The sequence below is a fragment of the Micromonospora sp. NPDC049107 genome (assembly GCF_040648595.1).
Lineage (GTDB): Bacteria > Actinomycetota > Actinomycetes > Mycobacteriales > Micromonosporaceae > Micromonospora.
In genome coordinates, this window is sequence record NZ_JBEZEC010000005.1 from 243,375 (window position 1) to 264,155 (window position 20,781).

General features: G+C 72.7%; 18 protein-coding genes. 7 read left to right on the forward strand and 11 right to left on the reverse strand.

Annotated features, from left to right (window positions below):
- Position 1: 1 nt before the first annotated feature.
- On the forward strand, positions 2 to 1,177 hold the full coding sequence (locus tag AB0B55_RS14845) for an anhydro-N-acetylmuramic acid kinase (RefSeq protein WP_357171936.1): 1,176 nt from the start codon (positions 2 to 4) through the stop codon (positions 1,175 to 1,177).
- A 26-nt stretch (positions 1,178 to 1,203) separates the two neighbouring features.
- The gene (locus AB0B55_RS14850) at positions 1,204 to 4,071 is read left to right on the forward strand and encodes an FAD-binding and (Fe-S)-binding domain-containing protein (RefSeq protein WP_357171937.1); all 2,868 of its coding nucleotides are present in this window, start codon (positions 1,204 to 1,206) and stop codon (positions 4,069 to 4,071) included.
- Here the strand turns inward: AB0B55_RS14850 and AB0B55_RS14855 are convergent.
- From AB0B55_RS14855 to AB0B55_RS14865, 3 genes are read right to left on the reverse strand one after another with little or no spacing between them, the layout of a single operon-like run.
- Positions 4,068 to 5,579 carry an MFS transporter gene (locus AB0B55_RS14855; RefSeq protein ID WP_357171938.1) on the reverse strand — a complete coding sequence of 504 codons (1,512 nt, stop codon included), beginning with the start codon at positions 5,577 to 5,579 and terminating at the stop codon, positions 4,068 to 4,070. The genes AB0B55_RS14850 and AB0B55_RS14855 overlap by 4 nt on opposite strands.
- Positions 5,576 to 6,832: an MFS transporter gene (locus AB0B55_RS14860; protein WP_357171939.1), complete on the reverse strand. Its 1,257-nt coding sequence runs from the start codon at positions 6,830 to 6,832 to the stop codon at positions 5,576 to 5,578. The genes AB0B55_RS14855 and AB0B55_RS14860 overlap by 4 nt, the downstream gene beginning before the upstream one ends.
- Complete coding sequence (locus tag AB0B55_RS14865; RefSeq protein ID WP_357124183.1) at positions 6,829 to 7,539, reverse strand: siderophore-interacting protein; 711 nt, start codon at positions 7,537 to 7,539, stop codon at positions 6,829 to 6,831. The genes AB0B55_RS14860 and AB0B55_RS14865 overlap by 4 nt, the downstream gene beginning before the upstream one ends.
- Before the next feature lie 114 nt (positions 7,540 to 7,653).
- Here AB0B55_RS14865 and AB0B55_RS14870 point away from each other — a divergent pair, with 114 nt between their 5' ends.
- On the forward strand, positions 7,654 to 8,211 hold the full coding sequence (locus AB0B55_RS14870; RefSeq protein WP_357171940.1) for a GNAT family N-acetyltransferase: 558 nt from the start codon (positions 7,654 to 7,656) through the stop codon (positions 8,209 to 8,211).
- An 8-nt stretch (positions 8,212 to 8,219) separates the two neighbouring features.
- Here AB0B55_RS14870 and AB0B55_RS14875 read toward each other — a convergent pair whose 3' ends face one another.
- The 3 genes from AB0B55_RS14875 to AB0B55_RS14885 are packed head-to-tail and all read right to left on the reverse strand — an operon-like array spanning position 8,220 to position 11,366.
- Positions 8,220 to 8,915, reverse strand: coding sequence for a hypothetical protein (locus AB0B55_RS14875; protein WP_357171941.1), 696 nt, complete (start codon positions 8,913 to 8,915; stop codon positions 8,220 to 8,222).
- Positions 8,902 to 9,534 carry a DUF305 domain-containing protein gene (locus AB0B55_RS14880; protein ID WP_357171942.1) on the reverse strand — a complete coding sequence of 211 codons (633 nt, stop codon included), beginning with the start codon at positions 9,532 to 9,534 and terminating at the stop codon, positions 8,902 to 8,904. The genes AB0B55_RS14875 and AB0B55_RS14880 overlap by 14 nt, the downstream gene beginning before the upstream one ends.
- Positions 9,534 to 11,366, reverse strand: a complete 1,833-nt coding sequence (locus tag AB0B55_RS14885; protein WP_357171943.1) for a sigma-70 family RNA polymerase sigma factor — start codon at positions 11,364 to 11,366, stop codon at positions 9,534 to 9,536. Before AB0B55_RS14885 ends, AB0B55_RS14880 begins: the two co-directional genes overlap by 1 nt.
- Positions 11,367 to 11,591: 225 nt before the next feature.
- Between AB0B55_RS14885 and AB0B55_RS14890 the strand changes: the two genes are divergently transcribed.
- Positions 11,592 to 12,392 carry an SDR family oxidoreductase gene (locus AB0B55_RS14890; protein WP_357171944.1) on the forward strand — a complete coding sequence of 267 codons (801 nt, stop codon included), beginning with the start codon at positions 11,592 to 11,594 and terminating at the stop codon, positions 12,390 to 12,392.
- Between the two features lie 5 nt (positions 12,393 to 12,397).
- Here the strand turns inward: AB0B55_RS14890 and AB0B55_RS14895 are convergent, their stop codons facing one another.
- Complete coding sequence (locus tag AB0B55_RS14895; RefSeq protein WP_357171945.1) at positions 12,398 to 13,465, reverse strand: DUF2855 family protein; 1,068 nt, start codon at positions 13,463 to 13,465, stop codon at positions 12,398 to 12,400.
- Between the two features lie 67 nt (positions 13,466 to 13,532).
- Positions 13,533 to 14,747, reverse strand: coding sequence for a PP2C family protein-serine/threonine phosphatase (locus AB0B55_RS14900; protein ID WP_357171946.1), 1,215 nt, complete (start codon positions 14,745 to 14,747; stop codon positions 13,533 to 13,535).
- A 285-nt stretch (positions 14,748 to 15,032) separates the two neighbouring features.
- On the opposite strand from AB0B55_RS14900, the gene AB0B55_RS14905 reads away from it, so the two are divergent.
- Positions 15,033 to 15,833: an RNA polymerase sigma factor SigF gene (locus AB0B55_RS14905; protein WP_357124158.1), complete on the forward strand. Its 801-nt coding sequence runs from the start codon at positions 15,033 to 15,035 to the stop codon at positions 15,831 to 15,833.
- Between the two features lie 6 nt (positions 15,834 to 15,839).
- Here AB0B55_RS14905 and AB0B55_RS14910 read toward each other — a convergent pair whose 3' ends face one another.
- A complete protein-coding gene (locus AB0B55_RS14910; RefSeq protein ID WP_357171947.1) occupies positions 15,840 to 16,871 on the reverse strand; it encodes a medium chain dehydrogenase/reductase family protein in 1,032 nt (343 codons plus the stop codon).
- 92 nt (positions 16,872 to 16,963) lie between these two features.
- Positions 16,964 to 17,506 carry a TetR/AcrR family transcriptional regulator gene (locus AB0B55_RS14915; RefSeq protein ID WP_357124152.1) on the reverse strand — a complete coding sequence of 181 codons (543 nt, stop codon included), beginning with the start codon at positions 17,504 to 17,506 and terminating at the stop codon, positions 16,964 to 16,966.
- Positions 17,507 to 17,655: 149 nt separating this feature from the next.
- On the opposite strand from AB0B55_RS14915, the gene AB0B55_RS14920 reads away from it, so the two are divergent.
- A complete protein-coding gene (locus tag AB0B55_RS14920) occupies positions 17,656 to 18,522 on the forward strand; it encodes an oxidoreductase (RefSeq protein ID WP_357124149.1) in 867 nt (288 codons plus the stop codon).
- Positions 18,523 to 18,597: 75 nt separating this feature from the next.
- Here the strand turns inward: AB0B55_RS14920 and AB0B55_RS14925 are convergent, their stop codons facing one another.
- Positions 18,598 to 20,139, reverse strand: coding sequence for an MFS transporter (locus AB0B55_RS14925; RefSeq protein WP_357171948.1), 1,542 nt, complete (start codon positions 20,137 to 20,139; stop codon positions 18,598 to 18,600).
- 107 nt (positions 20,140 to 20,246) lie between these two features.
- On the opposite strand from AB0B55_RS14925, the gene AB0B55_RS14930 reads away from it, so the two are divergent.
- The gene (locus AB0B55_RS14930) at positions 20,247 to 20,726 is read left to right on the forward strand and encodes a helix-turn-helix domain-containing protein (RefSeq protein ID WP_357124143.1); all 480 of its coding nucleotides are present in this window, start codon (positions 20,247 to 20,249) and stop codon (positions 20,724 to 20,726) included.
- The last annotated feature ends 55 nt before the right edge of the window (positions 20,727 to 20,781 follow it).

The following is a 20,781-nucleotide window of genomic DNA, read 5'->3' on the forward strand; positions in this document are numbered from 1 at the left end:
CATGCGCGTGATCGGCCTGATGTCCGGCACCTCGTACGACGGCATCGAAGCCGCCGCCGCGGAGTTCGAGCTGACCGGCGACACCCTGCGGATGCGCCCGCTGGGCCGGCTCAGCCACCCGTACCCGGACGAGCTGCGGGCCCGGATCGCCGCCGCCCTGCCACCCGCGCCGACCACCACCGAGGCGATCTGCGTGCTGGACACCGGCATCGGCCAGGCGTTCGCCGCAGCCGGCACGCGAGCCCTCGCCGAGCTGTGCGAGGGGCGGGCCGACCTGGTCGTCTCACACGGCCAGACCATGCACCACTGGGTCGAGGACGGCACGGTCCGGGGCACCCTGCAACTGGGTCAGCCGGCCTGGATCGCCGAGGCCACCGGACTTCCGGTCGTGGCCGATCTGCGCAGCCGCGACGTCGCGGCCGGCGGCCAGGGCGCACCGCTCGTCGCCCTCTTCGACACGCTGCTGCTGCGCGGTCTGCCGGGCATCCCGGCCGCCCTCAACCTGGGCGGGATCGCCAACATCACGGTCGTCGCAGCGGACGCCGACCCTCTCGCGTTCGACACCGGACCGGCCAACGCGCTTCTCGACGCCGCCGTACGCCACTTCAGCGGCGGCGTCGAGGAGTACGACCGGGACGGGCGCGGGGCAGCCGCCGGGCAGGTGAGCCCGGCGCTGCTGCGGCGGCTGCTCGACGAGCCGTACTACCGGCTGCCCGGCCCGAAGAGCACCGGCAAGGAGCTGTTCCACCTGCCGTACCTGCTCGCCGCCCTGGCCGACGTGCCCACCCCGGATTCGCGGGACGTGCTGGCCACGCTCACCCGGCTGACGGCGGTCACGGTGGCCGACGCCTGCCGCGCGCACGGCGTCACCCGGCTCGTGGTCTCCGGCGGCGGGGCGCACAACCCCACGCTGATGGGCATGCTCGTCGACGAGCTGCCGGGCGTCGACCTGACGTCCAGCGACGAGGTGGGTGTCCCGTCGGACGCCAAGGAGGCGCTGGCGTTCGCGCTGCTGGGCTACCTGACCGTGCACGGGCTGCCGGGCACCCTGCCTTCGGGCACCGGCGCGCGGCACGCTTCGGTGCTCGGCAGCATCACCCCCGGCCGCGAGCCGCTGCGGCTACCCGCGCCGGGCGGCACCGCCCCGACCAGGCTGCTGATCGTCGCGTCCGACTGACCGCCCCCGCACGGGAGGATCCGCCCATGAGCACCGTCGTACCCGCGCCGACCGCCGCCGGCGTCCGCGCCCGCGAGGTCGCCGACCTGCTGCGCTCCCGCCTCGACGACCCGAGCCGGGCCAGCGCCGAGCTGCCCCGGCGGCTCGCGGCGGCGCACGACGCCTCGCCGTACCTGTTCGAGCCGCAGGCGGTGGTCCGCGCCGCCTCGGCGGCCGAGGTGGGCGCGCTGATGGCCGGCGCCCGCGAGGCCGGGGTGCCGCTGACCCTGCGCGGCGGCGGCACCAGCCTCGCCGGGCAGGCCGGCGGCGCGGGGGTCCTGGTCGACGTGCGCACCGACTGGCGCGACGCGGAGGTCCTCGACGACGGGCGGCGCATCCGGCTCCAGCCAGGGCTGACGATCCGGCAGGCCAACGCCCGGCTGGCCCGCTACGGCCGGCGGCTCGGCCCGGACCCGGCCAGCGAGGCCGCCTGCACGGTGGGCGGCATGGTGGCCAACAACTCCAGCGGGATGACCTGCGGTACCACCGACAACGCGTACCGCACGATGGAGTCGCTACGTTTCGTGCTGCCGTCCGGCACGGTCGTCGACTCCGCCGCCCGCGACGCCGACGAGCGGCTGCGGGCCGCCGAACCCGAGCTGCACGCCGGGCTGCTGCGGCTGCGCGACCGGGTGCGGTCCGACCCCGGCTCGCGGGCCACCGTCGAGCGGCTGTTCGCGATGAAGAACACCATGGGGTACGGACTGAACTCGCTGCTCGACCACAGCAGCCCGGTCGACATGCTCGCCCACCTGATGATCGGCAGCGAGGGCACCCTCGGCTTCGTGGCCGAGGCCGTCTTCCGCACCGTCGAGATCCACCCCCATGCCGCCACCGGGCTGCTCATCCTGCCCGGTCTCACCGACGCCACCGACGCGCTGCCCGCCCTGCTCGCCGCCGGCGCGCGTACCGCCGAGCTGCTGGACGCGGCCGCGCTGCGGGTCAGCCAGCGCGACCCCGGCGCGAGCGCGACCCTGCGCGGGATGACCGTCACCGGTCACGCGGCGCTGCTGGTGGAGTTCGCCGAGGACAGCGCGGAGCACCTGGCCGCGACGCTCGCCGACGCCCGGCGAGTGCTCGACCGGCTGCCGGCCGTCACCGGCACCGAGCTGACCCGTGACCCGCGCGAGCGGGCCAAGCTCTGGCACCTGCGCAAGGGCCTCTACACGGCGGTCGCCGGGGCCCGACCACCCGGCACCACGGCCCTGCTGGAGGACATCGCGGTGCCGATGCCCCGCCTGACCGGCACCTGCGACGGCCTGATCGACCTGTTCGAGCGGCACGGGTACGCCGACGCGGTGATCTTCGGACACGCGCGCGACGGCAACCTGCACTTCATGCTCACCCAGTCCTTCGACACGCCGGCCGAGATCGACCGCTACGCGCGGTTCACCGACGACATGGTCGACCTCGTGCTCGCCGAGGGCGGCACCCTCAAGGCCGAACACGGCACCGGCCGGGCCATGGCGCCCTTCGTCCGCCGGCAGTACGGCGACGAGCTGTACGACGTCATGCGCGAACTGAAGCGGCTGTGCGACCCGAGCGGCCTGCTCAACCCGGGCGTGCTGCTCAACGACGACCCGAGCGTGCACCTGCGGCAGCTCAAAGCCGTCCCGACGGTCGACGAGGAGTTGGACGCCTGCGTGGAGTGCGGCTACTGCGAGCCGGTCTGCCCCACCGCCGACGTCACCACCACGCCCCGGCAGCGCATCGTGCTGCAACGGCAGATCGCCCTCGCCACCGCCGCCGGTGACGAGGAGCGCCGCCGGGAGTTGACCGACGACTACGCGTACGCGGCGGTGGACACCTGCGCCGCCGACAGCCTCTGCGTCACCGCCTGCCCGGTCGGCATCGACACCGGAGCCGCGATGAAGCGGCTGCGCGCCGAGCGGCACAGCCCGCGCGCGCAGCGCACCGCAGCCGGTGTGGCGCGGCACTGGAAGGCCGCCGTGACCGGTGTCCGGGTCGGGCTGAACGCCGCGCACGTCACCCCGACGCCGGTGGTCCGCGCCGCTACCGGGGTGATCCGGTCCCTCGGTGGCACCGAACTCGTACCACAGTGGAGCGACGACATCCCCCGGGCCGGCGCGTCCCGTCCGACGCCGCGCAGCGCGCCGGACGCCCAGGCGGTGTTCTTCGCGGCCTGCATCGGCAGCGTCTTCGCGGCCCAGGACGGTCCGTCCGGCGGCTCGGCGGCGGCGTTCCTGCGCCTGTGTGACCTGGCCGGGGTGCCGGTGGTCGTACCGGCCGGCACGGCGGGTCTGTGCTGCGGGACGCCCTGGCAGTCCAAGGGCTACCCGGCCGGGCACCGCGAGATGGCCGAGCGCACCCTGGCCGTGCTCTGGGCCGCCAGCGACCACGGCCGGCTGCCCGTCGTGTGCGACGCGTCGTCCTGCACCCACGGTCTCGCCCAGTTGACCGCCGCGCTCGCCGAGGAAGACCGGGCGCGGTACGCCGGGCTGCGCTTCGTCGACAGCGTCACCTTCACCGCGCGGCACCTGCTGCCGGCGCTGCCCGAGGCCCGGCGACTCGGTTCGCTCGCGCTGCACCCCACCTGCTCCACAGTGCACCTCGACGGCGTCGACGACCTGCACACGGTGGCTCGGGCCGTCGCCGACACGGTGACCGTGCCGGACAGTTGGGGCTGCTGCGCCTTCGCGGGTGACCGGGGACTGCTGCACCCCGAGGTCACCGCCGGCGCGACCGCGGCCCAGGCCGCCGAGGTCAACGAGCGCCCGCACGACGCGTACGCCTCCTGCAACCGCACCTGCGAGATGGGCATGAGTCGGGCCACCGGACAGCCGTACCGGCACGTGCTGGAGGTGCTCGCCGAGGCGGTCGAGCCGCCGGCCTAGCCGCCGGCCGCCGACGTCCGGGCGGTGTCCGCGCGGCGCAGCAGTGCGGCGGCGAGCAGACCACCGGCCAGCACCGCGGCCGCGCCGACCAGTTGCCCGGTCTCCAGCGCGGAGGCGAAGGCGGTGGTCACGGCCGCCCGCTGCGGTCCCTCCCCCGCGGCGGCGAGCGCCGCCGGGAACGAGTCCGCGCCGGCCAGCGCGGCGGGCAGCAGCGCCGCGAACCGAGCGTTCAGGACCGCGCCGAGTACGGCGATGCCGAGGCTGCTGCCGACCTCGGTCATGGTCCCGTCCACTCCGGCGCCGGCGCCGGCCTTCTCGGCCGGGATCGCGCTCATCACCGCCTCCACGATCGCCGGGTTGGCCAGCGCGCAGCCGACGCCCATGACGAGCAGGCCAGCGAGCAGCACCCCGTACCCGTCGTCCGACCGGAGGGTCACCGCCGCGAGGCCGGCCGCGAGCAGGGTCATGCCGACGGCGATGGCGGCGGCCAGCCCGAGACGACGGATCACGGCGGCCGCCACCCCGCTGACGTTGAGCAGCACGATGGACAGCGCGAAGGGGGCCATGCGCAGGCCCGCCTCCCAGGCCGGATAGCCACGGACGAACTGGAGGTGCTGGGTCAGCAGGAACAGCGCGCCGGTCGCCCCGAAGGTGACCAGGACGACCCCGGACACCGCGCCGACGAACTGCCGGTTCCGGAAGAAGTGCAGGTCCAGCATGGGGTGGGCGATCCGCCGCTCCCAGCGGACGAACCAGCCGAGCAGGAGTACGCCGGCACCCGCCGTACCGACCACCTCGGTCGAGGCCCAACCCCGCTCCGGCCCGGCGATGATCGCGAAGACGACCGCGGTCAGCCCCGCGGTGGAGAGCGTCGCGCCCCACCCGTCGAGCCGGCCCCCGGTCGTGCCACGGGACTCGGGAACGAGCGCCCGCCCGACGAGCAGGCAGACCAGCACGATGGGGACGTTCAGCAGGAAGATGGCACCCCACGGCAGGTGGGCCAGGATGGTGCCACCGATCGGCGGCCCGACCGCGAAGCCGAACGCGCTGGTGGCGGCCCAGATGCCGATGGCGCGGGAGCGTTCGGGCCCGTCGAAGACCTGCATCGCCACCGCGAGCGTCGACGTGACCAGCAGCGCCCCGCCGACGCCCATCCCCGCCCGTGCGGCGATCAACTGACCGCTGCTGCTCGCGAGGCCCGCCGCCAGTGAGCCGAGTCCGAACAGGACGAGCCCGGCGAGCAGCATCCGGCGTCGGCCGTACCGGTCCGCGGCCGCGCCGGCCGTGAGCAGCAGCCCCGACAGGGCCAGGGCGTACGCGTTGATCATCCACTGCGCGTCGGCGGTGCTGGCGCCCAGCTCGCTGGTGAGCACCGGCACCGCCACGGTCAGCACCGTGTTGTCCAGCACCACGACGAGCTGGGCGACGCAGAGCACGGCCAGGACGAGCCAGCGGTGTGGTGGTCGGGCCGACGCCGTGGGAGCGGTGACCGGCTGGGTGAGCGTCACACCGCCGCCCGTACGCCGGTCGACCTGCGCTCGGTAGCCGGTTCGGAGGCGGCGTGGGGTGTGCGCGGGAACCGACGCTGGTGCGCCAGACCGAGGGCGACCCCGGCGGCCACCAGCACGACGGCGGCGACCGCCACCGGCGGGTAGCCGACCCGGTCCGCGGCCGCCAGGCCCAGCGAGGAGGCGACGAACGAGCACACCAGGCCGAACGACGACAGGACGGTGAAATCGGTGCCACCGGTTCCCGGCCGCGAATAGTCCATGTTGACCGTGTAGAGCACGACGTTGGCGATCGTGTAGGCCACCATGAAGCAGCAGAGGGCGATGACGGTCCCGCCCAGCGGGGCACGGCCGTTCAGCAACGGCAGCAGCATCGTCGTCGACACCACGAGGGCCACCCCGCCGGCCACGAGCATGGTGCCGCGACCGAACCGGCCGACGCCGACCCCGGCGACCAGCCCGGCCACGATGGCCGGCGCGCTGGTCACCACACCGGTCACCACCCCGATCCGGCCCAACGACCATCCCGCGTCCACCAGGGCGGGCGTGACCAGCGCGTACGCCATGCCCGCGCCGACGTAGACCAGTGGCACGACGCCGAAGGTCCACCGCCGGCAGCCGGGCTGGCCGAACACCGACAGCAGCGCCCGGTAGGCGGTACCGACGCGGTCGACCCGATCGGTACGGGCCGGCTCGGCGAACCGCCACACCACCAGCAGCCCGACCGCGGTCATCGCGGCCAGCAGGCCGACCGCCGGCACCCAGCCGAACCGGTCGTAGACCAGTACGCAGGCGCCGCCGCCGAGCAGGTTGCCGAGGTAGCTCGCCGCCACCTGGATGCCGTTGCCGGTCCCCCGGTCCGCCTCGTGGAGCATCCGCACGGCGACGGCGTCCACGGCGATGTCCTGGGTGGCGGAGAAGAAGACGTACGCGGCGCAGATCGCGATGACCGGACCGAGCGCGTCGGCCGGACGGGGAAACGGCAGCAGGGCCAGCAGGGCCAACACCAGGGCGCTCTGGAGGACGAGCAGCCAGGATCGGTAGTGGCCGTGCCGACGGGAGCCGTACCGGTCGAGGATCGGCGCCCAGAGGAACTTGACGGGCCAGATCACGCCGACGACCTGGAGCAGCGCGAGGGTGTCCAGCGAGGTGCCGCCGTCGCGCAGGATGGCGGTCAGTCCGACGGTGATGAAGCCGATGCCGAGGTACTGCGTGACGTACAGCGCGGTGAGGGTGCCGAGCCGGCCTCTCACGGGGCTCTCCAGTAGCCGAGCGAGGTCAGCCGGTCCTTGTCCACGCCCAGCGTCCGGCGGATGTGCCGGGTGATGCCCCGGGTGGTGGCCGCCTCGCAGGCGACCCAGTAGTGGGCCGCGTCGTTGGCCGGCAGATCGGAGCGGACGGTGTCGACGAGGTGCTGGCCGTCGGCGTCCCGGGGCACCCAGGTCACGTCGTGGTGCGCCCGGGCGCGCGGCGCGAGGGCCTTCTCGCCCTCGTGGGCGTACTCGAGCCAGATCGTCGCCGGGATGTCGGCGCCGGCGTCGAGCAGGCTGTTGACCGCCGGCAGGGAGGCCGCGTCGCCGACGAGGTAGAGGTGCTCCGGCGCGGGGTCGGGCAGTGCGAAGGCACTGCCCTGCACGGTGGCGACGATGGTGTCGCCCACCCGCGCCGAGGTCGCCCAGCGGGCGGCGCAGCCATCGTGGATGGCGAATTCGAGGCTGAACCGGCCGGTGGCCGGGTCGGGGTCGACGAGCGTGTACGCCCGCTGGTGCGCCCGCCCGTCGTTGTCGAACCACAGTCGGACCCACATCGTGGGGTGGACGCCGCACGCCGCCAGCAGGCCGCCGTCGTCCAGGAGCAGCCGCTGGTAGTGCCCGTCCACCGACTCGGTGGCCCGCACCGTCAACTGAAAGTCCCGGCCTCCCATGGCCTTGAGGACCAGGGCTTCCCAGTTCCGCTTCACGCACCCCTCCAGGTAAGGCGAGCCTTCGTTAGGGCAGGCTAACCTACCTTCGCCGCAGGCGGAACGCGCGTCCCCCTCGCGCCACCCCAGCCCGCAGCAGCAAAGGAGCACGACATGACATACCAGGAGAAGATCACCGGCCTCGGCGAGTTCACGCTGACACCCGTGGCGCCCGACCGGGACGCGGCACTCCTGCACCGCTGGGTCACGCTGCCCCGAAACTCGTTCTGGGGCATGGGGACACACACCCTCGACCAGGTCCGCGAGATCTACACCTTCGTCGACGGCCTGCCCACGCACCACGCGTACCTGATCCGCGTCGACGGGGAGCCGGTCGGCCTGTTCCAGACCTATCAGCCCGAGGCGGACCCGGTCGGCGAGCGGTACGCCGTACAGCCCGGCGACATCGGGATGCACCTGCTGCTCAGCCCGGCCCGGCACCTCGCCCGTGGTCTCACCGACGCGGTCGGTCCGGCCCTGGCGCGGTTCCTGTTCCGCGACCCGGCCGCGCGGCGGATCGTCGTCGAGCCGGACGTCCGCAACCACCTCGCGCTGCGCCGCCTGGAGATCGAGGGGTTCACCTTCGACGCCGAGATCGACATGCCGGACAAGCGCGCCCAGCTCGCGTTCCTCACCCGGTCCCGCTTCGAGGCCGACCACCCGGCCGGCTGACCACCGGATCAGCGATTCGCGCTGAGGAAGCCGATCAGCGTCGCGGCCCACCAGCCGAGCTGGAAGGTGAGGGCGGCGGCGACGCCGGGCAGCAGAGCGGACCAGCGCGGGCCGTCCTGGACCGCGACGAGTCGATCCCGTACCCGGCCGAGGAAGAGGCCGTTGAGGCCGACCACGAGCACCGCGACCAGCTTGACCCACACCAGCGCGGAGGACGTGTCCGGTCCCAACGCCGCGCCGCTGACCAGCAGACCGACGAGGCCCAGCCAGATGAGCGGGTGAGCCGCCCGTGCCGCGTTCAGCACGGCGTCGAGCGGTTCGCGACGCAACAGCCAGCGCAGGCTGAACCAGTCCACCGTCAACACCGCGCCGAAGCCCACCACCAGGCAGGTCAGGTGGCAGAAGAGGGCGAGCATCCGCCCGCCCGGGGAGAGGGTGACGTGCGGCGCGGCGAGAATCGCGAGCAGCCACCCCAGGCCCACCAGCGCGCTCGCCCGGACCAGGGTGGCGTGACCCGTGGCACGGCGGTGCCCACCGCGCCAACCCGCCGTCGGTGTGGTCGCGGCACCCCGGCGGGGTGACCCTGCCCCACCGGTACGACCTCGCCGGACGCTGTCCGCGTACCCGGTCGTCGCGGCACGATGGGCAGCCCGCGACACCCGCGCCGGACCGCCGACGGTGTCGTACAGGTCAGTGGTCCCCATCGCCGGTCGAGCCGGGACGACCCGCCAGAGCGCTCAGCTCGGCGGCCCGCGTCGTCTGGATCCGGCCGGCGAGCGCCCGCACCTCCGGGCTGCCCCCGGCGTTCTGCTCGCCCCGGCACAGCACCACCGTCTGCTCAAGATGCGCCCGGAGCAGACCCACGGCCCGGGACGGCACCTCGGCGTCGGGGGCGGCGCGTAGCTCGGTGAGGCGGTCGTCCGTCACCATGCCGGGCATCTGGTGCCCCTCGTGGATGTTCTGTTCGGGGACGTTGCCGGCGGCCAGCAGACGCCGCAGCTCCGACGCCTCGGCCCGGTGCGCCGTCCGGATGTCACCGAGGATGGCGCGCAACGCGGGGTCGGTCGCCGACGGACGGGTGTCGAGGTGGTCGATCAGCGCGAGGACACCCTCGTCCATCGGGAGCAGCAGTTGGATGAAGGCGTCGTCGGTGCCGTTGAGCAGCACCGACGCGGCCGGCGCGGGAGCTGACGACGCGGGCGCGGCGGGTTGGTCCGGGCGGCTCGCGTTCCAGGTCAGGCCGACGGCCAACGTCGTCGCGGCCAGGGTCACGGCGACGCCGGCGATCCGCCAGGCGGGGGTCTTGAGCGCGGAACCGGTCATCAGCGCGCGGCCTGGAACGCGCGGCCGACAGCCGTCGCCTTGGAACCGTCGCTGAACAACCCGGACTTGTCCTTGTCGGTCGCGGGCAGGCCGAACCAGGCGTACCGCTGCACGTAGGAGAGCTGGCCGAGCATGCTGGTCGCCGCGGTGAGGAAGGCGGCCTGCTGCTCCTGACTGGGGAACACCTGACGCCCGCCGTCGTACCGGATCAGCGCGAACTCGGTCAGCCAGATCGGCTTCTTGTACCGCTGGTAGACGGCTTGCAGGTACTGCCGGAGCTGGTCCACGGCCGCGGCCGTCGTGAAGTCGCCCCCGTACCAGTGCAGGGCGATGAAGTCGACGCGGTGGCCCCGGGCGTCGGCGCCGGCCATGAACCTGCCCAGCCAACCCTGCGGATCCGCCCCGCCCCAGGCGACCGCCGGACTGCTCAGTTTGCTGCCGGTCGCCATCAGTTGCGGCCACAGGTCCAGTGCCTGGTCGACGGTCATGTTGGCCTGCTCGGGCAGGTCCGGCTCGTTGAAGCCGAGCAGGTAGGGCCCGGCCGCCCGGGCCCGGGCCAGCTCTCCGGCGTTGACGTTCTCCGCGCTGCGGATCATGGGAACGAACGCCGCGCCCTTGGGAGTGGTGATGCCGGGATGCTGGGTGCCCCAGGTGTAGTACCAACCGGCCTTCGAGTTGGCCAACGCCTGACTCGCGCCCGCGAAGTTCCACACCCCCACGCCCTTGCGCGCGGAGCTGACCGCCGGCACGACCGGCGCCTTCGAGGGCGACGGACGGACGCTCGGTGACGGCGCCTTGCTCGGCGAGGCGACGACGGTGGGCGAGGCGGGCGGCGCCGCCGCCCAGGAGGGCGTGGCCTGCGGCGCGGCGGCCGGATCAGCCGGCAGGAGCACCACCAACGCGGTGACCGCGGTGACCGCCACCGCCACCGAAGCCGCGAGGGACGGCAGCAGGCCACTTGGCGCGTGCGCCGCCAGGCCGGCGACGTTCGACGACGGCCCGACGGTCGGTGCGACGGCCATGGGCGCGGTCGCCTGCGGGAGGTGGGCGCTGAGGCCGGCCGGCAGCGGCAGCAGCGACATCCCCGCGAGCAGCCGGTCGATCGGCAGGAAGGCGGCGCCCAGGTGACCGCAGAACGCACAGTCCCGGACGTGTCGGCCCAACCGCTTGCGCCACAGCGGGCTCGGGTTGCCGTCCCACTCGGCCGTCACGGCGTGCAGGTCCGGGCACCCGGGTCGTTCGTGCAGCGCGCGGACGACCCCGCGAGCGCTCTGGATCTGCTCCTTCATCCGGTGGATGCGGACCGCGACGTGCCCCGGCGACAGATTCGCCGCCTCGGCGATCTCGGTACGCGTCAGCTCGCCGGTCTCCTCCAACCACCACAGCGACAGCAGTTCCTGGTCGTCCGGATCGAGCCACCGGGTGGCCTCGGCGACCTCACGTCGCTGGTCGGTGAGGCCGAGCCGGAGGATCGTCATCCCGGCGAAGTCGGAGGCGGGGTCGGGCACGTTGTGGATCGCGTCCAGCCCGGCGTCCCGGTTGAGGGCGAGGCGTCGGCGCTGGTCCCAGTCGCGTACCTGCCGGATGGTGATCGCCACCAGCCAGGACCGGTACGCCTCCGGGTCGTTGAGGGTGGGCAGGTGCCGGATCACCCGTACCAGAGTCTCCTGGACGACGTCGTCGACGTCGGCGTGACCGCGCAGCGCGCGCCCGACGATGTTGTAGACCAGCGGAAGCGAGGCCGCCACGAGGTCGTCGAGAGCGCGCCGGTCGCCCTGTCGCGCCGCGACGACCAACCCGGGATCGGCAACTGCCCGACCGGCTGACGACATGGGTTCCACTCCTTGTGCGCTCGGTCCGAACAGCGCCTGTGCGCGCTGACCGCCTCCTGATCGGAGACGAGCGGTGGCAGGTCAGATTACGGTTTTCTGCTCGGACCGGACACCGGCCGCGGCCGTCGGGCGTGAGCTGTCCGACTCACCCTGCCGGGTCCGGCCGACACCGTTACGGTCGAGGCTGCGGTAAGCGGGTGCGGTGCGCAAGGACGGGGACGGGACATGACGGTTCAGATCGATCTCGCCGGTAGGACCGCGCTGGTCACCGGCTCGACCCAGGGCATCGGCGCGGCCATCACGGTCGGGCTCGCCCGGGCGGGGGCGCGGGTGGCCGTGAACGGCCGTACCGCCGCCAGCGTGCGGCGCGCGGCGAAGGCGCTACGCGACGAGGTCCCCGGCGCGGAGGTCGTCGAGGTGGACGCGGACGTGTCGACCGACGAGGGTGCGGCTCGTACGCTCGACCTGCTGCCCAGCGTCGACATCCTGGTCAACAACCTCGGCATCTTCGGACCGACCGAGCCGTTGGAGATCTCGGACGACGAGTGGCGTCGCTACTTCGAGGTGAACGTGCTGGCCGGTGTCCGGCTGACCCGCGCCTACCTGCCGGCGATGATGGACCGCGGTTGGGGACGGGTGCAGTACATCGCCAGTGACTCGGCCGTCGTCATCCCCGCCGAAATGATCCACTACGGCGTCTCGAAGACCGCCCTGCTCGGCGTCTCGCGCGGGTTCGCGAAGGCCGCGGCCGGCACCGGCGTGACCGTCAACTCGGTGCTCGCCGGGCCGACCCACACCGGCGGCGTGGAGGACCTCGTCGCCGATCTGGTGGGCGACAGCCTCCCGTGGGATGAGGCCCAGCGGGAGTTCATGCGGCTGCACCGGCCGCAGTCGCTGCTCCAGCGGCTCATCGAGCCGGAGGAGATCGCCAACATGGTCACGTACCTCGCCTCTCCGCTCGCCTCGGCGACGACGGGCGCTGCGGTCCGGGTCGACGGCGGCTACGTCGACGCCATCGTGCCGTAACGCGGCTAGAGCTGGATGACGTGGCCCACCCGTGGGGGCGTACGACCGGCGAGGACGTCGAGCCAGGCGTCCCGCAGCGCCTCCGGACCGTGGCCGACCCGCACGTCGAGCCATCCGCTCACCTTCGGGACGAACCGCTGCCAGGCGTCGGTGAACCGCGCGTCGAGGCCGTCGCGCCCCCAGTCCCTACCGCGCTTGCGCATCTGCACGGGCGCGAAGAAGACCTCTCCGGCGGCGTCGGCGTTGGGCGTCTGGGTGGTGAGCCCGACGGCGATGTCCCGGACGAGCCGGTCGCCGAGGTGTTCGCGGAGCGCGGCCCGGGTCGCGGGCCCGCCGGACAGGTCGAGGTACGCGGTGTCGACCACGTCGAGGGTGTCGATCGCGTCGTACGGGACGACGTCGTCGTAGCAGCCCAGTGACCGCGTGAACGCGACGTTGCCGGGCGAGGTGAGCCCGATCAGGCGCGCGCCGCGGCCGTGCAGTTCGCACGCGGCGGCGTACGCCGTCTTGCTCGACGCCGACGACAGCACCAGCGACCGCGCGCCGTAGAAGTCGTTGTCGACGACCTGGTCGGCCAGCATGAAGGAGGTGAAGAAGAGCGGCCGGAACAGGATCAGCAGATCCTCCTGCTCGGCCTGGTAGGCCGGGTCGCCGTTGGTCGCCCGGTACGCGTTGTACGGCGAGGGCAGCTCGGCGCGGTGCGGGCTCGCGTCGCGGAACCCGGACGCGTCCACCCGGTCCGGCCGGACCACCAGGTGGGCGGCGGACGGTAGATAGCCGTAGACCCGTTGGCCCACCTCGACGTCGGCGACCGTCGACGCGACCACCTCGGCGAATCCCCACAGCGGGACGAGCCCCCACTGCGCGTCGAGCCCGCGCGGGCCGGGCGGGAAGAACTCCCAGTAGCGCATCGCCTCGCCCAGCACCGCGTAGGTCACGTTGTTGGCGGTGAGGCCGACGCGGTCGACGCGCAGCAGCGCCGCACCATCGGGCAACTCGGGCACGTCGTCGTCGGTGAGCGTGGTCCGGGAGAGATCGTCACGGGCCACGGCGAAGGTCCACGAGTCAGCCATGGTGTGACGCTAGACAGCCTCCGAACCCCAGACAAGTGCACTGGGAGTGCAAAATCCCACTCGGCGGTCAGGGGTGGGGCACGGTGACGTGACGCAGGTGCCCCAGCGGCACGTGCGGCGGTTGCCACTCCAGGATCAGGGCGGTGGCGTCGTCGTCGAGCTGCTCGTCCTGGTACGCGAGGACGGCACGCACCAGGCGGCGCATCGTCTCCGGGCTGGGCAGCCGGTCATTGAGGGCACGGTTGACGAAGTCGACGAGCCGGTCCAGCCCGAACCGCTCCCCGTCGGCGCTGCGCGCATCAGTGATGCCGTCGGTGTAGGCGAGGATGCGGTCGCCCGGGTGCAGCTCCTCCTCGTACACCTCGGGTCTGGCCGCCGTCAGGTGACCCAGGCCGAGCGGCAGCGCGGTCGGCCCCGGCAGCTCCCGGATGGCCTTGCCGGCGCGCAGCAGCATGGCGCCGGGGTGGCCCGCGTTGATCATTTTGAGCCGACCGGTCCGCCGGTCCAGCTCGGCGAGCAGCGCGGTCGCGAAGTAGCTGGGGTGCTCGGAGCGCACCCACCGGTCGATACTGATCGCCGTGTCGACGAGGTCGAGGCCGGACCGGCGAGCGTTGCGGTACGCGCTGACCACCAGCGAGGCCAGGGTGCTCGCCTTGATGCCGTGCCCGCAGGTGTCGAAGAGTCCGACGCTGAGCACGTCGCCGTTGAGCGCGTAGTCGAAGATGTCCCCGCCGACGTCGTAGCACGGTTCGAGGATCGCGGTGATCACCAGTTCGTCGGTGGCAAAGGTCAGCGGCGGCAGCAGCCCCCACACGATCTCGGCAGCGACCTGCATCGGGAGGCGACGTCGCATCCGCTCGACGACATCGCCGTAGAGCCGGCGGTTCACCAGGACCTGGGAGACGTTGACCGCCAACTCCCAGGCGGGCCCGTCCAACGCCGGGTCACCGGCGGCCGGCGACACGACCTCCAGGACACCCAGCCGCTCGCAGCCGAGCAGCAGAGGCACCCAGAGTCGGTCCGGACTGTCCGCGGCTCGCTGCACGTCGAGGGTCGTGAACGCCCGTCCGGCCAGGGTCGTCTCGATCGTCAGCTCGTCCCGGGTCGGACCGGCGTCCGGCATGGGCACGAGGCACGACTGGGTGTAGTCCGCCAGGTAGATCACGATCTCGGTGGCGCCGATCGCCGGGGCCACCCGAGCGACGAGGAGCGACAGCTCGTCGGGGCCACCCCGGGGTGCGTTGAGCTGTAGCCAACGCGCCGCGTCGCCAGCGTCGACCACGCTCCACCTCCCCCGTGTCCTGACCACCCTAGAAGCCCGGAAGCGAACTGCCAATGTGCGCCTGACCTCGCCCTACCTTGACCCACTCATACTTTCGGCTAGTAATGGCTGGCACTTTCGGGTAGCGTCGGGGCCGGCACGTGAACGACATGACGCGGTGGCGAGGCCCGGGTTGTGGACCCTCCTCGACAGCGCAGCCGTCCGTCCATGCGCTCCGGCGGCAGCCGGTTCGGATCTCTCTCCGGTCGACCTCGCTGATGGGCACCCGTGGAGAGGACCAGTTTCATGGTCACCACTGTGGAGCACACGACCGGCACCGGCACCACCCGTCGGAGCACCGCCAGCACCGAACAACTCATCGTCGAACTGGTCACCACCCCGGCCGACGATCCGCGCCGACCGGCCCTGCGGGACCGTGCCATCGAGGCGTGGATGCCGCTCGCCCGCCACCTGGCCCGCCGTTACTCCGGGCGCGGCGTGCCCGACGAGGACCTGACGCAGACCGCCATGGTCGGTCTCGTCAAGGCCGTCGACCACTTCGACGCCGCCCGCGGCGTCGACTTCAGTGGGTACGCCATCCCCACCATCGTCGGCGAGATCAAGCGATACTTCCGGGACCGCACCTGGGCCGTACGGGTCCCTCGCCGCCTCCAGGAACTCCGGCTGTCGATCAGCGCCGCCAACAGCACGTTGACGCACACCCTGGGCCGCTCGCCGACGGTCGCCGACATCGCCACCCACCTCGACGTCTCTGAGGAGGCCGTGCTGGAAGGGCTGGAGGGGGCCCGGGCGTACCGGACGACGTCCCTGTCCGCGCCCATGGGCGCCGACGGCACTTTGGAACTCGGCGACACCCTCGGGGTGGACGACCACGAACTGGACCTCGTCGACCTCCGCGTCGCCCTCGGCCCGGCGCTCGCCACGCTGCCCGAACGCGAGCGCCGGATCATCAGCCTGCGGTTCCACGGCAACCTGACCCAGGTCCAGATCGCCGAGCGGATCGGCGTCTCCCAGATGCACGTCTCCCGGCTGCTCACCCGGGCGCTGGTCAGCCTGCGCGGGCATCTCGGCGAGGAGGCCGGCTGAGCCGGCTCAGGGCTCCAGCACCACCTTGCCCGGCCGGGTGCGGGCCTCGGCGAAGGCCAGCGCCTCGGAGACCTCGGTCAGGGGGTAGCGGGCGGCGATCTGCGGCACGAGCACGCCCTGCCGGAGCAGGTCGAGCACGCTGCCGAGGTCGGCGCGCAGCCGCCGCCGGAACGCCGCGCCGCGCGTGCGGCTGCCGGCCCAGAAGTTGTAGAAGCCGACCCGGTGGCCGTTCGGCAGGGCGTTCCAGGTGTAGAGGCGGGCCAGCAGCTTCACGAAGACCCAGACGATCGACCGTGCGGCACCGTTGGCCGAGGCGTTGCCGTAGACGACGAGCGTGCCACCGGGGGCGAGCAGTCGGTACGAGGTGCGTACGCCCGGTCCGGCCACCGGATCGAAGACGGCGTCGACACCGTCGGGAGACAACTGCCGGACACGTGCGGCCAGGTCCGGGGCGCGGTAGTCGAGCGGTTCGACGCCGAGCGCCCGCAGCGCCTCGTGGTGTCGCGGGGCCGCGGTGCCGATGACCCGCAACCCGAGGTGGCGTCCGAGTTGGACGAGGACCGTCCCCACACCGCCGTTCGCGCCGTGCACGAGGATGGTCTGCCCGGACCGCAGCCGGGCACGGTCCAGCATCTGCCAGGCGGTCACCCCGTTCACGACGACGGTCTCGACCGCGGCCGGATCCAGGCCGGACGGTACGGGCGTGAGGTCGTGGACGTCCACGACGGCGTGCGTGGTCCAGGCGCCGGTCTTGGTGACCACCGCGACCCGGGTGCCGACCAGCGAGGCGTCCCCTCCCGGTCCCACCGCGCGAACGGTGCCGACGAGGTCGTAGCCGGGTACGAACGGAAACGCCGGCTGACCGGGGTAGAGGTCCCGGCGCATGCTCTGCTCGGCGTACGAGATGCCGGTGGCCTCGACCTCGACGAGCGCCTGTCCGGCGGCCGGTACGGGCATGGAGCGTCGGTTGATCTGGAGCCCATCCGGCTCGACCACGCCGGGCAGCACCACTTCGGTGATCATCTCGCTGCTGGTCATCGCTACTCTCCTTTGGTTTGTGAGTGTTCACTCACTCACGTGTCGGGTGGAAAAAGTGGGCCGCCGCAGCGGCCCGTGGTGGGACGTCGAAATCAGGGGTGCTGGATGCCGGCGGTCAGCGCCCGGGCCCACGGCTCGGGCACCTGCTCCAGGCCGGCCGTCACGATCAGGTGGCAGAGCTGGCCGTACGCGAAGAACTGCTGCACCTGGGCATCGCCCGCGCCGGACCGGTTCTGCACGAAGGTGGCGACGCGCTTGTAGCCGGCCCGCACCGCCGCGGCGATCTCGGGGACGTCCGTGACGGCCTGCGCCTGCACCTGGAGCAGCAGGAGATCGCGGTCGGCGATCAACTCGGCGTAGGCGCGGCCCATCGCGTCCAGGATCTCGTCCGGGCCGGCGTCCCCGGCGCGCTCCGCGCCCATCTCCAGCGCCGCGACGATCCGCTCGAAGCACGCCTCGGCCGCCGCCACGAACAACCCGAGCTTTCCGGCGAAGAGCCGGAAGACGTACGCCTCGGAGATGCCGGCGGCGGCCGCGACCGCGGTGACCGGCGTGGCGTGGAAGCCGGTACGCGCGAAGGCCGACACGGCGGCGTTCAGAACGACGGCCCGACGGGCCTCGGCGGTGGATCGCATGTTTGTAAGTGTGCACTCACAAACAAAGCCGCGTCAAGCCCCTGTCCCGGGCCGCGTCACGCTGAGGAAGACCTCGCCCCGCCGGTCGGGCGGAGACGAAGGAGAGTTGTCGTGCGCATAACCGCTACGACAACGGATAGAGGGACCACATGAGCGACAATCTTCCTGGCGGCGCACTGACTCCCGCCGACGGCCTCACCCTGAGCCGGATGGGCTACGGCGCGATGCAGCTCGCCGGCCCGCACGTCTTCGGCCCCCCGCGCGACCACGCGCAGGCTCTCGCCGTTCTCCGCGAGGCGGTCGACCGGGGCGTACGCCACATCGACACCAGCGACTTCTACGGTCCGGTGGTGGTCAACGAGCTGATCCGCGAGGCGCTGCATCCGTACCCCGAGGATCTGCACCTGGTCACCAAGGTCGGCGCGCGGCGCGGCGACGACGCCTCCTGGCTCCCCGCGCTCCGACCGGACGAGCTGAAGGCCCAGGTCCACGACAACCTCCGGCACCTCGGCCTGGACGTCCTCGACGTGGTCAACCTGCGGGTCGGCGTGGCCGAGGGCACCGGCGACGATCCCCTCTCCGAGCAGTTCGGCGCCTTGGCCGAGCTGCGACAGGAGGGCCTGATCCGACACCTGGGGCTCAGCAACGTCACGCTCGCCCAGCTCGACGAGGCCCAGGCCATCGCCCCGGTGGTCACCGTGCAGAACCTCTACAACCTCGCCAACCGACAGGACGACCCGCTCGTCGACCGGTGCGCGGCGGAGAACATCGCCTTCGCCGCGTTCTTCCCGCTCGGCGGGTTCACGCCGTTGCAGTCCGACACGCTCAACGCCGTGGCCGACCGGGTGGGCGCCTCAGCGCAGCAGGTCGCGCTGGCCTGGCTGCTGCAGCGTTCCCCCGCCATGGCGCTGATCCCCGGCACGTCGACGCTGGCGCACCTCCGGGAGAACCTCGCCGCGGCCGACCTGACGCTGCCGGCCGACGCGATCGAGGACCTCGACACGATCGGCGGCTGATCGCGGAACCGGGCGCTGACGCGTACCCCCGGCTCGTGCTTGCCGGGCGGCGGCCCGGCGCTGGCGGGGCTCGCGTCAGCGCTGGTGGGGGCGGTTGCGGATGAGGGTGAGCGCGAGGACGGCGGTGACGAGGAAGACGATGCCGGTGACCCGCAGACCGGCCTGGACTCCGGAGGTCATGGCCTCCGCGAGCGCCGACCGGACCGGTTCGGGCAGCGGCTGGTCGCCGGTCGCGCCGGCGGCGACCGCCGCCCGCACGGCGCTGCGGGTGGGTTCGCCCACCTGGTGGGCGGCGAGGCGGTCCGGCAGGTCGGCCGCCATCGTGGTGGTGAGCAGCGTGCCCAGCAGGGACGAGCCGAGCACCGAGCCGACCTGCCGGGAGGCGTTGACCGCGCCGGAGGCCATGCCGGCCTGGGCGGGAGCCACGCTGGCCAGCGCCGCCGCCGTCGCCGGCGCCACCACCAGACCGCTGGCCGCGCCGAACAGCACGAACAGCGCCCAGCGGTGGTCGAACGTCGTGGTCGGGCCCTGCGCCGCCAGCCCGAAGGCGGCCACCGCGCCGAGCACCAGGCCGAGGGTGAGCGGCGCCTTGAATCCGGTACGCCGGATGGCCCGCCCGGCGGCGAAGGCCACGAGGACGTACGCGCCGAAGAGCACCAGCATCCGCCAACCGGTATCCAGCGGACTGAGCGCCTGGGCACGTTCGTGGAAGAGGACGAGCAGGATCGCCACACCGGTGAAGCCGAACAGCGACACCGCGGCGACGACCATGACGGCGCTGAACGACGCCGAGCGGAACAGCCGTACGTCGAGCATCGGCGCGCTGGTGCGCAACTCGATCAGCACGAACGCGACGAGCGCGACGGCCGAGACGATCCATGCGGTCGACACGACTCCGCTGGTGTAGCCGTCCCGTCCGCCCTGGATCATGGCGTAGACGGCGGCGGCGATGGCGACGGTGCCCAGCAGCAGTCCGGGCAGGTCGAGTCGGCCCGCGCTGGGCCGCGACTCGGCCACCCCGATCGCGGTGACGACAAGGGTGACCACGCCGAGCACGATCGTCGACACGTAGACGCTGTGCCAGGAGTGCTGACGCAGCAGCGCACCGGCGATGAGCGGGCCGATCGCCAGGCCGATGCCGGAGGCGGCCGACCAGGCGGTGATGACCTCGGTACGGCGGTGCGGGTCGGTGAACGTCGCGCCGAGGATAGCCAGGCTGTTCGGCAGGATCAGGGCACCACCGAGGCCGGCGACCAACTGCCCGACGATCACCCAGGCCACGGTGGGCGCGCTGGCCACGGCGACGCCGCCGGCGATCATCGCGAGAATGCCGACGCCGAACATGCGCCGGCGTCCATAGCGGTTACCCAGGGTGGCGGCGGACAGCACCAGGCTCGCCACGACCAGGGTGTAGGCGCTGGGGATCCAGATCACGGTGGTCGGATCGACCTCGAGGTCGGCCTGGATCGTGGTCAGGGCGGAGACCGTGGCGGTGATCTGCAGGAACGTGATCATCGCGCCCAGGCACATGGCGATCAGCGTCACCGGGCGGGAACCGCGAACGGCGGCTCGGGTGCTGACGGCGGTTCCGCTCGGGACCGTGCTGCTGGTGGTCACTGGACGTCCTCGGGTCGGAGTTCAGGCTGGCTTACATGTGAGCAAGTCAGGCGACTCCCAGTGAATCACCTGGCTAGCGTCAACGCAAGTCAGGTAAGCTGGATGACATGGAGGACCTACGGGACGACCGCGAATCCTGGTCGATGGAGAACTGCTCCGTCGCACGGGCGATGGACATCGTGGGCAGCCGCTCGACCATCCTGATCATGCGGGAGGCACTGCTCGGCACGCGACGGTTCGACGACTTCGTCCGCCGCGTCGGAGTCGGCGAGCCCGCCATGGCGGCCCGACTCAAGGAGATGGTCGCCGCCGGCCTCCTCGAACGAATCCCCTACCGGGAGCCGGGCCAGCGCACCCGCCACGAGTACCAACTCACCCGCAAGGGCCACGACCTGCTGCCCGTCATCACCGCGCTGCGCAACTGGGGCGACACCTGGAGCGCCGACGAGGCCGGCCCCGGCATCCGCGCCACCCACCACGACTGCGGCGAGCCGGTCCGCGCGGTGCTCCGCTGCGCCGCCGGACACGACGTCGAGGACGGCGAGATCGACATCACCGCGGGACCGGGCCTGATCCGCCGACAGTGACGCAGCCAGGCCTGCCGCCGCCGCTCGGGGCGCTCGGGGCGCTCCGGGCGCTCGG